11 protein-coding genes are annotated in these 15,037 nt (G+C 42.3%); 9 read left to right on the top strand and 2 right to left on the bottom strand.

Annotation, left to right across the window (positions count from 1 at the left end; genetic code table 11):
• Positions 1–61: 61 nt before the first annotated feature.
• Together FFM57_RS05615 and FFM57_RS05610 are read right to left on the bottom strand one after the other, a co-directional pair.
• Positions 62–1,624 (bottom strand): ClC family H(+)/Cl(-) exchange transporter, encoded by a 1,563-nt coding sequence (locus FFM57_RS05615; protein WP_137599550.1) that lies wholly within the window; start codon positions 1,622–1,624, stop codon positions 62–64.
• A gap of 90 nt (positions 1,625–1,714) precedes the next feature.
• On the bottom strand, positions 1,715–2,224 hold the full coding sequence (locus tag FFM57_RS05610; protein ID WP_137599549.1) for a hypothetical protein: 510 nt from the start codon (positions 2,222–2,224) through the stop codon (positions 1,715–1,717).
• Positions 2,225–2,419: 195 nt separating this feature from the next.
• Between FFM57_RS05610 and pcrA the strand changes: the two genes are divergently transcribed.
• The 9 genes from pcrA (at position 2,420) to FFM57_RS05565 (ending at position 14,970) form a co-directional block, all read left to right on the top strand.
• Positions 2,420–4,759, top strand: coding sequence for a DNA helicase PcrA (gene pcrA / locus FFM57_RS05605; RefSeq protein ID WP_137599548.1), 2,340 nt, complete (start codon positions 2,420–2,422; stop codon positions 4,757–4,759).
• A gap of 12 nt (positions 4,760–4,771) precedes the next feature.
• Complete coding sequence (gene ligA / locus FFM57_RS05600) at positions 4,772–6,787, top strand: NAD-dependent DNA ligase LigA (RefSeq protein ID WP_137599547.1); 2,016 nt, start codon at positions 4,772–4,774, stop codon at positions 6,785–6,787.
• On the top strand, positions 6,788–7,873 hold the full coding sequence (locus FFM57_RS05595; protein WP_137599546.1) for a CamS family sex pheromone protein: 1,086 nt from the start codon (positions 6,788–6,790) through the stop codon (positions 7,871–7,873).
• A gap of 56 nt (positions 7,874–7,929) precedes the next feature.
• Positions 7,930–8,235, top strand: a complete 306-nt coding sequence (gatC, locus tag FFM57_RS05590; RefSeq protein WP_137599545.1) for an Asp-tRNA(Asn)/Glu-tRNA(Gln) amidotransferase subunit GatC — start codon at positions 7,930–7,932, stop codon at positions 8,233–8,235.
• Positions 8,235–9,701: an Asp-tRNA(Asn)/Glu-tRNA(Gln) amidotransferase subunit GatA gene (gene gatA, locus FFM57_RS05585; protein WP_137599544.1), complete on the top strand. Its 1,467-nt coding sequence runs from the start codon at positions 8,235–8,237 to the stop codon at positions 9,699–9,701. The genes gatC and gatA overlap by 1 nt, the downstream gene beginning before the upstream one ends.
• Position 9,702: 1 nt before the next feature.
• Positions 9,703–11,133: an Asp-tRNA(Asn)/Glu-tRNA(Gln) amidotransferase subunit GatB gene (gene gatB / locus FFM57_RS05580; protein ID WP_137599543.1), complete on the top strand. Its 1,431-nt coding sequence runs from the start codon at positions 9,703–9,705 to the stop codon at positions 11,131–11,133.
• 8 nt (positions 11,134–11,141) lie between these two features.
• Positions 11,142–12,173 (top strand): diacylglycerol kinase, encoded by a 1,032-nt coding sequence (locus FFM57_RS05575; protein WP_137599542.1) that lies wholly within the window; start codon positions 11,142–11,144, stop codon positions 12,171–12,173.
• A gap of 117 nt (positions 12,174–12,290) precedes the next feature.
• Entirely contained in the window at positions 12,291–13,667 is a 1,377-nt protein-coding gene (gene rlmD, locus FFM57_RS05570) for a 23S rRNA (uracil(1939)-C(5))-methyltransferase RlmD (RefSeq protein WP_137599541.1), read from the top strand.
• Positions 13,668–13,878: 211 nt separating this feature from the next.
• A complete protein-coding gene (locus tag FFM57_RS05565) occupies positions 13,879–14,970 on the top strand; it encodes a DUF3137 domain-containing protein (RefSeq protein ID WP_137599540.1) in 1,092 nt (363 codons plus the stop codon).
• The last annotated feature ends 67 nt before the right edge of the window (positions 14,971–15,037 follow it).

The raw sequence follows: 15,037 nt of genomic DNA, 5'->3' as shown, positions 1-15,037 counted from the left end.
AAAACAAAAGAAGCCTCGTTCCTGTTTGCGAAGGAACGAGGCTTCTTTTTTCTAAAAGGGTTTATAATTTTGTTTTCCCGACTTGGTTTTGTTCCATTTGTTGCAAGGTAACTTTAATTTTTTGTGAGATACCCGTGTCTGTCAAAATTAATAAAGTGTCGCCAACGAGCATCACCGTATCGCCCCGCGTCAGGAGTTCTGCTTCGCCCCGTCGAATGGAAGTCAAAAGCATTTCTTTTGGCCAAACAAAGTCACGAATCATTTGTCCGGCAAAACCACTTTCAGCGGTAATGGGGAATTCCACAATGGTTTTGCGGCCTTTAATATTGCCAAAGTCTGGCTCAATCATTCGTTCTAAGAGGGCTTCATAAATGGGTTGGCCGCCAAAGAAGTCTACCGTCATGTAAGCTACCAAGGAGACCACCCCTAAAGGCATCAAGTGAATAATGCTGCCGTTCATTTCCGTCACTAAGATGATGGCGGTTAAGGGGGCCTTACCAATAGCGGCAAAATAACCCGCCATGGCAAAGACGATAAAATCTTTAATATAGCTCACGTCAAGTCCCGTAAAGTGACACCAGACTGTGCCGAAAATACAACCGAGCACAGCTCCTAAAGTTAAAATCGGTAAAAAGATACCCCCGGGTAAACCACTACCATAAGAAATCATGGAAAAAACAAAACGTAATAAAAAGAGACCAACTAATAAATAAAAGCTTAAAGGTGCTGTTCCTAGTTGGTGGATAATTTGGTTCCCGCCGCCTAAATAATGAGGAAAGAACAGCCCTACTGGAATTAATAAGCAGAAAGGCACAACGCAATAAAAAGCCGTCGGAATTTTTAATTTGCCATACCAACGAGGGAGGCGCAGTAAAACTTTTTGATAGCAGAGTCCTAAAAGACCTAGAAAAATCCCGAGAAAGACTAAACTAATATAGTGTTTCACAGGTAAACTTTCTAGTTCACCAAGGTAAAGCACCGGCGTTAAGCCGAAGAAATTCATGGAAATAAAGTTACTGGCTAAAGCAGCGGCAAAACTCGTCAGCCAGACTAAAGGGGAGAAGTTATGATGGACTTCTTCTAAAACAAACAGCAGCCCCGCAATGGGCGCGTTAAAAGCCGCCGACAAACCAGCCGCCGCACCAGCGGAAATATAAATTTTTCTTTCACTGTCGGTCTTTGCTAGTTTAGTCCCCAATCCTTGGGCAACCGACGCGCCTAATTGAATAGAGGGACCTTCCCGCCCCAAAAAAAGACCTGAGCCGACAGCAAGCACGCCACCCAGCCATTTTTTCCACAAGACCGACCACCAGCGAATTTCCATTTGGCCCCGCAATTGGCCTTCTACTTGAGGAATCCCGCTGCCCTTAATATTTTGATCACTTTGAATTAAGCGCCCCGTAATTAGTACCAGTAAGGCGGCCAGTAAAAAGGCAACTGGCAAATAATAAAGATGTCCTTTTAAAAAGAGAAACCAGCTGGGCAAATGTTCCCCAATTTTTTCAATACTCAAGCGAAAAAGACTCACGACAAAACCCGCGATAACGCCAATCACTAAGCCGCCAGCAATGAAGCGTAAGCTTGTATCGTCTAAACGTTTAATTTCTGAAACTTTTTTTTCCATGATGTCCTTCCTTTCGTTTCTTAAGATACCAAAAAGTTCAGTGGAATAAAAGGTTTCTTTGGAAAATGAAGGAAGTTTTTGCCAGTAGACTTAAAAAATAAAACCAGAAAAACTTAAAATCATTAAAATCAAAGCCACGACGGTGGAAGCGAAGTAGTAAAGAGCATTATTTTTTTGTTGAAGGCGTAAGTTGGTAAAAGCCGTCGCTAAAAAATTTGCTCCTAGAGGAATCATGGCTAAACCAAAGCCGAGGTTTTTACTGAAGTGGAAAATAAAAAAGGCAATCAGGACAGCGGCTAAAAATAAATTGGTTACCGTCACGAAAATTTTTTCGGGTAAAGTTTTAATGCGCCAATAATCACGGTCAAAGCGTGGCTGAAAAAGTGTTGCTCCTAAGGCATCTAATAGTGTTGCGAATTTCGAGCTGGCCGTAGCGGTAGTTACGGCGCGGTAAAGGGTCTGGGCTAAGAAAAATAAAAAAATAACTAGACTAATAGCTAGCACCCACCAGTTATCACCATAAAATTTTAGTAACAGACTGGCAGCAAGCGTGACGATTGTTAGTCCCAAGGGATAAAGAAAGTTGAAGCGTTTAGCCATCATGGATTCACTCCTTTGTAAAATTTAATTTATTATAGCATTAATCGTTAGTATAAAATATCTCAGGAAGAAGAAATCTTTTTGTTTCTTAGCTACTAAAAAAATTTCAGTAATCAGGGCAAAGCTTTGCCTTTTCTTAAAGAAGTTTTAGGCATTTTTTGGTATACTAAATAAGATTGAAAAGGAGTTTTGACCATGAATCCAAAGGAAAAATTATTAGCGGGCATGAATCCGCAACAAGCTGCAGCAGTGCAGTATACAGAAGGCCCCCTCTTATTGATGGCCGGCGCCGGTAGTGGCAAGACCCGAGTTTTAACCCACCGCATTGCCTACTTAATTGAAGAAAAGGAAATGAATCCTTGGAATATTTTAGCCATTACCTTTACCAATAAGGCGGCTAAAGAAATGAAAGAGCGGGTGGCCAAGCTCTTAGTTAGTGGTGCTGAAGATGTTTGGGTCTCGACGTTTCACTCCATGTGTGTGCGGATTTTGCGCCGCGATGTGGACCTGATTGGTTACAGTAAAAATTTCACCATTGTTGATGCCGGTGAACAGTTAACTTTAATGAAACAAGTTTTAAAAAGTCTCAACGTGGACACGAAAAAGTTTGATCCGCGTTCGATTTTAGGCAGCATTAGTAACGCTAAAAATAAACTGCAAGATCCCAAAGCTTACCAAGCTTTACAAGGTAGTTACTTTGAACAAATTGTCGGGCAGTGTTACGAAGCCTATCAAAAGGGTTTGCGGCAAAATGAAGCGATGGACTTCGATGATTTAATTATGAATACCATTCGTTTATTTGATGACCAGCCGGATGTTTTAGCTTATTATCAAAATAAATTCCGCTACATTCACGTGGATGAATATCAAGATACTAACCACGCCCAATATACGTTAGTGAATCTATTGGCGGCCCGCTTTAAAAATCTCTGCGTCGTCGGGGATGCTGACCAAAGTATTTACGGTTGGCGGGGAGCGGATATGCAAAATATTTTAGATTTTGAAGCTGACTATCCTAACGCCAAAGTCATCTTGTTGGAACAAAACTATCGCTCCACCAAAACGATTTTACAAGCCGCTAACCAAGTGATTGAAAACAATAGCTTACGGAAAAAGAAAAAGCTCTGGACAGAAAATCACGACGGCGAAAAAATTATTTATTATCGCGGCAATGACGAGCGGGATGAAACCCGTTTTATTGTCAGTCAAATTCAAAAAGAAGGTCGCGAGCACAACCGCCCATATAATGATTTTGCGGTCCTCTACCGTACCAATGCCCAATCCCGGGTTCTAGAAGAAACCCTCTTAAAATCCAATATCCCTTACACGATGGTGGGGGGCCACAAGTTCTACGACCGTAAAGAAATTCGCGATATCTTAGCCTATTTAACGGTAATCGCCAATAACAAAGATTCCTTGAGCTTTCAACGGATTGTCAATGTTCCTAAACGAGGAATTGGTCAAACTTCCATTGAAAAATTGCAAGAGTTTGCCAACTATCACGAGTTTAGTTTGTTGGAAGCCGCGCAAAATGTTGCTTTAGCCAATATCAGTGGCAAAGCCAGTCGCGAATTAGCCAACTTTGCGGTCTTGATGGAAAACTTTATCCAACAAGTTCCTTATTTAACAGTGACGGAACTCACGCAAGAAATTTTAACGAAGTCAGGCTACGAAGAAGAGCTGAAACGCCAAAACACGTTGGAATCCCAAAGCCGCTTAGAAAACTTGGAAGAATTTTTAACAGTAACCCAAGAATTTGATAAACGTTGGGAAAAAGAACGTGATGCTGAAGCCGAAGAGGATAAGTTAATTATTTTCTTAAATGATTTAGCGTTAGTTTCGGACCTAGATAACTTAGAAGAAAATGCTACTAGTCAAGTTACTTTAATGACTTTACATGCCGCTAAAGGCTTGGAATTTCCAGTAGTCTTTTTGATGGGGATGGAAGAAGGTGTCTTTCCTCTATCCCGGGCTCTAATGGAAGAAAATGAGTTAGAAGAAGAACGGCGTTTAGCCTATGTGGGCATTACTCGAGCTGAAGAAATTTTATATTTAACTAACGCCCAATCCCGGACGCTTTACGGGAAGACCCAGTACAATCGACCAAGTCGCTTCATTAGTGAAATTGATGAAGAGTTATTATCAAGTTCCGGTACTACCGAAAATAATACTTCACCGTATTTAGCGCGCCGGACCACAAGTGCTTGGGGCAATAGTAATCGTAGCTCTGCCAGTCAAAGAACTACTAGCAGCCAAACGACTTATCCTTTTGACCAAACGAATCGTTGGAATCAAGCTTACGCACCCAAGAAAACCACCGCGCCTCAAGCACCACAGCCAACCTATAGTAAGCCACAAGCGAAAACTACAAGTACTAGCTATCAAGTAGGAGATAAAGTGAACCATAAGAAGTGGGGCATCGGTACAGTAGTGAAAGTCAGTGGAGCGCAAGAAGAAATGGAATTAGATATTGCCTTTAAGGAGCAAGGCATCAAACGCTTATTAGCGGCTTTTGCTCCCATTACAAAAGCTTAGGAGGGATGAGGAATGGACAACGCCGAAGTTAAAAAAGAACTAATACAAATCAAAGAAACCCTAAAAGCGTGGGCCCATGAATATTATGTCTTAGATCAACCCACCGCCAGTGACTACGACTACGACAAGCTCTACCGCCAGCTGGAAGAGTTGGAAGGACAACATCCTGAACTGATTACGCCAGATTCTCCTACGCAGCGGGTGGGGGGCAAAATTCTTACGGGCTTTGAAAAAGTGACCCATAATGTACCCATGATGAGCCTAAGTGATGTTTTTTCTCGCAGTGAACTGGAAGCCTTTGACGCCCGCGTGAAAAAAGCCTTAGGGGTGGAGACAGTCGCTTATTGCTGTGAATTAAAAATCGACGGCTTAGCGATTACCTTGAAGTATCAAGATGGTCTTTTTGTCCAAGGCGCAACCCGCGGCGATGGTGTCGTGGGAGAAAATATTACCGAAAACTTGCGCACTGTCCAAGCAATTCCGATGCGTTTAGCCCAAGCTATCAATTTGGAAGTGCGGGGGGAATGCTATATGCCTAAAAAATCTTTTCTCGCTTTAAATGAACGGCGGGAACAAGAAGGACAAGACGTCTTTGCCAATCCCCGTAATGCCGCGGCAGGTAGTTTGCGGCAACTGGATACGCGGGTGACCGCGCAACGTAATTTAAGTACCTTTTTGTATACAGTAGCCGATTTCGGTCCGTTAAAAGCCATGAGTCAAAGCGCGGCCTTAGCGGAACTTTCGACAGTCGGATTTCGCGTGAATCCTGAGTATCGTTTATGTCATTCTGTTGCTGAAATTTGGCAATACATTGAAGAGTATCATGCTAAAAGAACTAGCTTGCCGTATGAAATTGACGGCATCGTCATTAAAGTGGATGATTTTGCCCAACAAAATCAGTTAGGTTTTACCGTCAAAGCACCGCGCTTTGCCACGGCCTATAAGTTTCCACCCGAAGAAGTAGAAACGGTGATTGAAGAGATTGAATGGACGATTGGGCGGACCGGGGTTTTAACTCCGACAGCGGTGATGACCCCAGTCAGAGTAGCGGGTTCAACGGTTAGTCGGGCCTCTTTACACAATGGAGATTTTATCGCCGAAAAAGATTTACGCATTGGTGATCACGTTTTGATTTATAAAGCCGGGGATATTATTCCGGAAGTGGCGAAAGTACTTTTAGCAAAACGACCAGCTGGTAGCGTCCCTTTTGTCTTACCTACTCATTGTCCCGTTTGTCACAGTGAACTGGTGCACTTGGAAGAGGAAGTAGCTTTGCGCTGTATCAATCCTATGTGTGAAGCGCAACTTTTAGAAGGCTTGAATCATTTTGTCTCGCGCAATGCCATGAATATTGACGGCTTAGGGCCCAAAATTATGCAACAACTTTTTGCTAAAGGCTTAGTGAAAGATGTCGCTGAACTTTATCGCTTGCAAGAAGCGGACTTTTTACAACTGGATAAAGTGAAAGAAAAATCGGCGGAAAATTTTTATCGCGCCATTCAAGCAAGTAAAAGTAATTCTGCTGAACGTTTATTATTCGGTTTAGGGATTCGCCATGTGGGGGCTAAAGCGGCTAAAATTTTAATGAGCCATTTCGGAACGATTGCCGCCCTAGCGCAAGCGACAAAAGAAGACATTGTCGCTATTGATTCCATGGGGGAAATTATCGCCGATAGCGTCACGACGTATTTTAAAAATCAAGAAGTCCATCAATTATTGGCGGAATTACAAGCGGCCGCGGTGAACTTAAATTATTTAGGGGCACCAGCTGTTAGTCCAACAGAAAGCACCAGTGAATTTAACGGCAAAACCGTTGTTTTAACCGGAAAGTTGGTGCATTATACAAGAGACGAGTTGAAAGCCCGTTTAGAAAGCTTAGGTGCCAATGTGACGGGGAGTGTTTCTAAAAAAACAGATATCGTCATTGCGGGTACTGATGCGGGTTCAAAATTAATAAAAGCCCAGAGTCTGAATATTCCTGTTATGGATGAAGAACAACTGCAGAGCAAATTGATGGAGGAACAATAAATGCTAACGAGAAAAAAAATCCTCTTAGGAGGAGCTTGCCTGGCGCTAGGTCTTTTGGCGGGCTGTGGCAAGTTAGAAAATATTTCCACCGCTGACCAAACGAGTAACAGTGGGACCATTACTACAGGACGCGTGGATGAAAAAGTTTACCAAGCGCTATTAGTAGACGGTCAGTATCAAACCGGAATCGCTAATGGGGTGGAAACTTCTACTTTAAATTCCAATTACAACACTAATAATTTTCAAACGGGACTCTTACGTTTAGCCCAATTAAACTTTGCTACAGATAAATATTATTTCCAAGAAGGGCAAAAAATTGACGGTGTTACTTTACGTAATTGGCTAGGCCGCAAGACGGATGATAATCCAGATGGTTTAAATGCTGGCGATGCCAGCAAAGGGCAAGCGGTGCAAAAAATTATCGAGTATGATTTTATTTCTGCCGACAGTGAAAAATTAGCTGGCTTGGTGATTGGCGTAGCCTTAAACCAAGTGGACTATTCTGTGACGCCTAACCTTGAACTTTCCAATGAAGAAATGCTCGCCCAAGGCCGACAAGCAGCCAATAGTATTTTGACGCGTTTACGGCAAGAGGGGGACTTAAAAGAAATTCCCATTTACATCGCCTTGTTCCAACAAGCTAAAAACGACGATGTTCAAGGAGGAAACTTTATTTTAGGCTCCTTAAGTGATGGCACCGCAACGGTGGACAAATGGGATACTTTATCCGAAAATCACATTTTGCTCCCTGTGACTAGTGGCGACAATGAAGCCACCCAAGATGGTTTAAATGCCGCTTTTAAAACATTTCAATCAGCCACTACCAGTTTCTTCCCTAATTTGACCGGCGTTTCGGGAATGGCTTATTATGCAGAAGGCAAACTGGTAAAATTGACGATTACAGTGGAATCCGGTTACTATACGAAAGCAGAAGTCACTAGCTTTACGCAGTTTGTGGCTAAAACAGCCCAAGAGACCTTTGCCAAAGATGTGACGTGGGAAATTAGTGTCAATGCTGTGACGGGTACGCAAAGTAACGTGATTAGTCAAGGGGACGCCGATCCTATTGCACATGTTTTTAATTAATTTTCAAAAAAATGTGGTAAACTCAAAGAGAATTTTGCAAGAAAGAAGGGGAACAAATGGCAATCACTAATGAAGAAGCACAACACGTGGCTAAACTTGCCAAATTGAGCTTTTCAACCGCAGAACTGCCAGGCTTTACGAAACAAATGGGTAAGATTATTGAAATGGTGGAACTATTAGGAGAAGTAGAAACAGCAGGGGTACCTTTAACGGTTAACGTTGTGGATGGTATCAATGTTTTACGCGAAGACGTGGTGGTACCAGGAATGCCGCGGCAAGAGTTGTTACGCAATGTACCGCAAACTAAAGATGGCTATATAAAAGTGCCAGCAATTATGGATAATGGGGAGGCTGGAGCATAGTGACTGAACTTTATCAAAAAAACATTCAAGAACTACACAATTTACTTGTCAGCAAAGAAATTTCAGCAACCGACTTAACGAAAGCCACTTTTGCCCGCATTGCCGAGACCGACAAAACGATTGGTGCCTTCTTAGCTTTAAATGAAGAAAAAGCATTGCAAATGGCTAAAGGTCTTGATACTAAAGGGGTCGCTGAAGATGAAATCTTAGCCGGTATTCCCATTGGAATTAAGGACAATATCGTCACCAAAGATTTGCGGACGACTGCCGCTTCCAAAATTTTAGCAAACTTTGATCCGATTTATGACGCTACTGTGATGGATAAAGTTTATCAAGCCAATATGATTCCGGTTGGTAAACTCAATATGGATGAGTTTGCCATGGGGAGTAGTACCGAAACTTCCGCCTTTAAAAAGACGGTTAACCCTTGGGATACCACCAAAGTTCCCGGTGGGTCTTCTGGTGGTTCTGCTGCCAGCGTGGCGGCGGGGGAAATTCCAGTGTCTTTAGGGAGTGATACTGGGGGATCCATTCGGCAACCAGCCGCTTTTAACGGGATTGTCGGCTTGAAGCCTACTTATGGTCGCGTGTCGCGTTTTGGTTTAATCGCCTTTGCTTCTAGTATGGATCAAATTGGACCATTAACAAGAAACGTTACGGATAATGCCTTAGTCTTAAACGCTATTGCTGGCTACGATGCCAAAGATTCCACCAGCTCTGGGCGCAGCATTCCTGATTTCACTGCGAAAATTGGCAAAGAAATTAAAGGGATGAAAATCGCTTTACCTAAAGAATATTTAGGGGCCGGGGTACAACCGGGCGTGAAGAAAGTTATTTTAGAAGCTGTGGAAACCTTTAAAAAATTAGGAGCTACTGTAGAAGAAGTCAGCTTACCTTATTCTAAATATGGAGTAGCAGTCTACTACATTATGGCTAGTTCAGAAGCTAGCTCCAACCTGCAACGTTTTGATGGGATTCGTTATGGCTTTAGAGCTCAAGACATTGAAAACTTAGAAGATGTCTATGTCAAATCCCGTTCTGAAGGTTTTGGCATGGAAGTGAAGCGGCGGATTATGTTAGGAACTTATTCTTTATCTGCTGGTTACTATGACGCTTACTTTAAAAAGGCAGCGCAAGTACGGACGTTAATCAAAAATGACTTTGACCAAGTCTTTGCCAATTACGATTTAATTATTGGCCCAACTTCACCGAATGTTGCCTTTGGTTTAGGAGAAAATATCAACGATCCAATTTCCATGTACTTAGCCGACTTATTAACGATTCCCGTTAACTTGGCAGGTCTTCCTGGGATGAGTATTCCCGCTGGTTTTTCTGAAGGGCTGCCTGTGGGCTTACAAATTATCGGGAAAGCTTTCGATGAAGCTACCATGTACCAAGCTGCGGCCGCTTTTGAAGGGGTCACAGATTATCATAAACAACAACCCAAGATTTTAGGAGGGTTTTAAGATGAATTTTGAAACAGTTATCGGACTAGAAGTCCACGTAGAACTAAAAACCAATACTAAAATTTTCTCCCCGGCACCAGCGCATTTTGGTGCTGAGCCCAACACTAACACTAACGTTATTGACTGGGGCTATCCTGGTGTTTTACCGGTTTTAAATAAAGCCGCCTTGGAATTTGGCATGAAAGCCGCATTAGCTTTAAATTGTGAAATTGCCCGCGACACCCACTTTGACCGGAAAAATTACTTCTATCCTGATAATCCCAAAGCGTACCAAATTTCCCAGTTTGACCAACCCATTGGGCACGACGGCTGGATTGAAATTGACGTAGCAGGTCAGAAAAAGAAAATTCGCATTGAGCGGGTCCACTTAGAAGAAGATGCGGGGAAAAACATTCATGGTACTGATGGCTATTCTTATGTGGATTTAAACCGCCAAGGAACGCCTTTAATTGAAATTGTTTCCGAAGCTGATATGCGTTCACCAGAAGAAGCTTATGCTTATTTAGATGCTTTACGCTCTTTGATTCAATTTACGGAAGTCTCTGACGTGAAAATGGAAGAAGGTTCCATGCGCTGTGATGCTAACATTTCCCTGCGGCCTTATGGGCAAGAAAAATTTGGCACCAAAACCGAGTTGAAAAACCTGAACTCTTTATCTTACGTGAAAAAGGGCTTAGCCTTTGAAGAAACGCGGCAAGCAAAAGTCTTACGGGCTGGCGGTGTGATCCAACAAGAAACTCGCCGTTTTGATGAAACAACCGGCCAAACGATTTTAATGCGGGTGAAAGAAGGTTCTTCTGATTATCGTTACTTCCCAGAACCAGATCTGCCGCCTTTTAAAATTGATGACCAGTGGATTGAACGGATGCGGCAAAGTTTACCAGAAATGCCCAATAAACGACGGGCACGCTACATTGCCGAATTAGGTTTACCGGAATACGATGCGATGGTTTTAACCTTAACCAAAGAGATGTCTGATTTCTTTGAAGCCACCTTAGCCAATGGTGCTGATGCCAAACTTGCTTCCAACTGGTTGATGGGGGAAGTTTCCGCTTATCTCAACAGCCAAAAACAAGAATTAGCCGACACGAAATTAACACCGAAAAACTTAGCCGAAATGATTCAATTGATTCAAGACGGGACCATTAGTTCGAAGATTGCTAAACAAGTCTTTAAAGCCGCTATTGAAGAGGGCGCCGAACCAAAAGTTTACGTGGAAGAAAAAGGATTAGTCCAATTGTCTGACCCAGCTAAATTGATTCCTCTGATTACGGAAATTCTGGATAACAACCAACAATCCATCGAAGATTTCAAAAATGGTAAAGACCGCGCAGTGGGCTTTTTAGTAGGACAAATTATGAAACAAACACGGGGCAAAGCCAATCCAGCTGTCGTCAACCAATTGTTAATGGCGGAATTGCAAAAAAGATAGGAGAGAACATGAAGGCACGATTAATTTATAATCCGGTTTCCGGAAAAGAATTAGTACGGAAAAATCTTGCTGATATCTTAGACGTGTTGGAAAAAGCCGGCTATGAGGCCAGCGCTTTTGCCACCACGCCGGAAGAAGAATCGGCCAAACATGAAGCAACCCGCGCTGCTTTGGCAGGCTTTGATTTAATTGTCGCCGCTGGTGGCGATGGCACGATTAACGAAGTGGTCAATGGTATCGCGAACTTACCTGTCCGTCCCAAAATGGCGATTATTCCTGCTGGCACGACTAATGATTACGCCCGCGCTTTAAAAATTCCTCGCGATAATATAAAAAAGGCCGCCGAAGTAATCTTAACAGGCAAATCCATTAAAATGGATATCGGTGAAGCGAATGAACGTTACTTTATTAATATTGCGGCCGGAGGCTATTTAACAGAACTGACCTATGAAGTCCCTTCTGAACTGAAAACGATTTTTGGTTATTTAGCTTATTTAGCCAAAGGCGCTGAGATGTTACCGCGAGTCAAACCGATTAATGTTCATTTGGAATATGAGAATGGCATCTATGATGGACCAGCTTCGATGTTCTTTTTAGGCTTGACCAATTCAGTGGGCGGCTTAGAACAAATTGCACCAGATGCGAAACTAGATGATGGTAAGTTCTCTTTAATCATCGTGAAGACCGCCAATCTCTTTGAAATGATTCACTTAGTTGCCATGGTCTTTAACGGTGGCCGCCATGTGAACGATCCTCGCGTGATTTACACGAAGACTAGTTTCTTGCATGCTGAAGTGCAAGATGACGCCACGCGCATGATGATTAACTTAGATGGCGAATACGGTGGCGATGCCCCCATGACTTTTATTAATCACCAACAACATATCGAATTTTTTGCCAATGTCGACGATATTGCCGATGAGGCGATTACAGAACAAGAGTACGACGAAACCACTCGGGCTTTTGTTAATGAAGTAGAAGAGTTGGCGCAAGAAGATTTAGACGGCGATGGTTTGATTAATCAACAAAAAGAAGACTAATGCAAAATGCTTAGTCTGGTGAGGAAGCTTCACAGAGGTCTTAGGAATAAGTCTCGTGAAGCTTTTCTTAGGACTGAAGATGTGGTCAAGACTGCATCTTGATAAAAGGAGACCAACATGAAAAAAGAAGTACCAGTAGAAAAAAATCAAAACTTGCAAGTGACGATTCACGATTTGACCTATGAAGGACTAGGCGTCGCCAAACGCGACGGCTATCCAATTTTTGTCGAAAATGCGTTACCTGATGAAGTTGTCGATATTAAAGTGATTAAAGCAGGGAAAAATTTTGGCTTTGGTAAAGTTTTAAAACTAGTGAAGGAAAGCAGCCAACGAGTGGCAACAACGGATAATCGCTTGTTACAAACCGGCATTGCTCCTTTACAACACTTAAACTACAGCGGCCAATTAGCTTTCAAACGCCAACAAGTCCAAAACGTCCTGCAAAAAATTGCTAAACTGCCAGAAGTACCAGTCTTGCCTACACTAGGTAGTGCTAAGCAAACCGGCTACCGCAATAAAGCGCAAATTCCTGTGCGTTTAGTGGAGGACCATTTAACCACCGGATTTTTTCGAAAAAATTCCCACCAACTGATTTCCATGGAAGATTTTTATATCCAAGATCCCGTGATCGACCAAGCGGTTATTACGATTCGTGACATTTTGCGAGACTTCGGCATTAGTGCGTACAATGAAGAAAATCATACCGGCTTTTTGCGGCACATTATCGTGCGCCGTGGGTATTACTCCCATGAGATGATGGTCACGTTAGTCACCCGGAAAGAAAAATTCTTTGATGGTCCTAAAATTGCTCAACGCATTCACGAAGCGCTGCCCGAAGTTGTTTCCGTGATGCAAAATGTCAATCATGAAGTGACGAACGTCATTTTAGGAAGTCATAATATTGTGTTATGGGGCCAAAGTTATTATGAAGATCAATTATTAGGGAATACGTATCGTATTTCTGCACCATCTTTTTACCAAGTGAATACACCACAAGCCGAACTTTTATACCAAACAGCTATCGACTTTGCCCAATTAACCAAAGATGACGTGGTGGTAGATGCTTACTGTGGTATCGGGACCATTGGCTTGTCTTTAGCTAAACGTGTGCAACAAGTCTACGGCGTAGAAGTTGTGCCAGAAGCAGTAGCCGATGCCAAAGAAAATGCCAAACTTAACAAAGTCACTAATATTAGCTATGAAATCGGCAACGCTGAAGACGTGATGGCCACTTGGCAAGCATCCGGCGTGAAGCCAACGGTGGTCATGGTGGACCCCCCAAGAAAAGGCCTCAGCGAAAGTTTTATCGACGCTACTGTCGCCATGGCACCAGAGAAAGTTGTTTATATTTCTTGTAACCCAGCGACTCTAGCTCGCGATTTAGCTTTATTTAATGCTTCCGGTTACAATATTGAAAAAGTCCAACCGGTAGATTTATTCCCCCAAACCGTGCATGTTGAAAGCGTCACTTTACTCACCAGAAGAGAAAAATAGTAGTCAGCCAAGACACGTGAAGGTCAAAAAGACTTTCACCTGTCTTTTTTTTTGTCGTCTTTGATGGTTGTGATCAAACAAACGCAAAAGGTTATGGCTTTATGAATAAATTGATTTAAGTTAAAATTAAATTAAAATAAACAGTCTAAAATGCAACTGTTTTATCATTTATCGAGATTATCAGAGCTAAACAAGCATTGGAGGTAAAAAAATGGTCAAGGTACGTCGAGAAGGGAATACTATTTTTATCATGTCGAAAAAGGAAGTAGCGGAGCGTGAGCGTATTTTACTAGGTGAATTGCGTTCCTGTCCTTCTTGTGAACAGGCATTAGAATTGCAGCAAAGAATGTGTAAAACGTGTGGTACGCTGATTAATTTAACAGATGGGACAGTAGATTTAAACAGTCAAGCAACTTTTAGTGAAATGCAGGAGTTTATTCAAGCTCAAGCTAAATCTTCCAAGCTTGGCAAGTGGGTAATGCTAGGCGGTATCCTGCTAGTGCCACTAGGATTTTTAATAAACGGTATACTGGGGATAGCCATATTTATCGTAGGGGTTGTCATAGCACTTTTAGGCTGGGTGCATCGCAGTGATTCAGCCAGCAAAATAAAAAGCCAAGCAGCCACTAATATTATGCCGATGCTACTGAAAAAAATCTTTAAGGAGTTTGACTATCAACACGAAAAGGGATTAGCCGTGGAAGATATCCAGCAGGCGGCCAATAGTTTTGGCTTTCGTTTTGATGAACTTAGAGGAAGCGATCTAGTGAAAGGCAACTATCGAGGGGTCCGTTGTGCGTTTTCTGATATAGAATTAACACAAGTCACAACGAGTAAAGATAGTGAAGGGAATACTGTTCATACGTACAAAGAAGCTTTTAAGGGGCTGTGGTTAATTTGTGATTTTCCTAAGCAGTTAGTGGCTGATGTTTCCGTGCAAGAAAGAGAGCGTAAAGGTCAGCGCAACTTAAAAGGGGGCATTACTACGGATAGTGCTAGTTTCACTAAACGTTTTTTTGTCGAAAGCATCAATGAGCAACAAGCTTATTATATTTTGACACCACATATGATGGAGTATATTCAAAGGATGGCTGACCGTGCGCAAGCCAAGGTCTTTCTTCATTTCCAAAAAGAAGGTCAAGTACACGTGGCAATTTATTCGCAACATAATTCTTTTGAAATAGCTGATGCGGAAATGATGAATTTGGGAAAGGTGATGCAACAGTTTTCAGAAGAAATTGACTATATTGTCAGCTTGATTGATGAATTGCGCTTAGTGGATAGCTTATCTTTGAGAGCGTAAAATAGTTTGTGTAAATTAGCGTATTGAAAAAGGAAGACCTTATCCGTATGATTAAAGCGTCTAAACC

It is taken from the genome of Enterococcus nangangensis (genome assembly GCF_005405245.1).
Classification (GTDB): domain Bacteria; phylum Bacillota; class Bacilli; order Lactobacillales; family Enterococcaceae; genus Enterococcus_J; species Enterococcus_J nangangensis.
The sequence above is the reverse complement of the archived record's forward strand: the minus strand, read 5'-3'. Positions and strand labels throughout refer to the sequence as shown.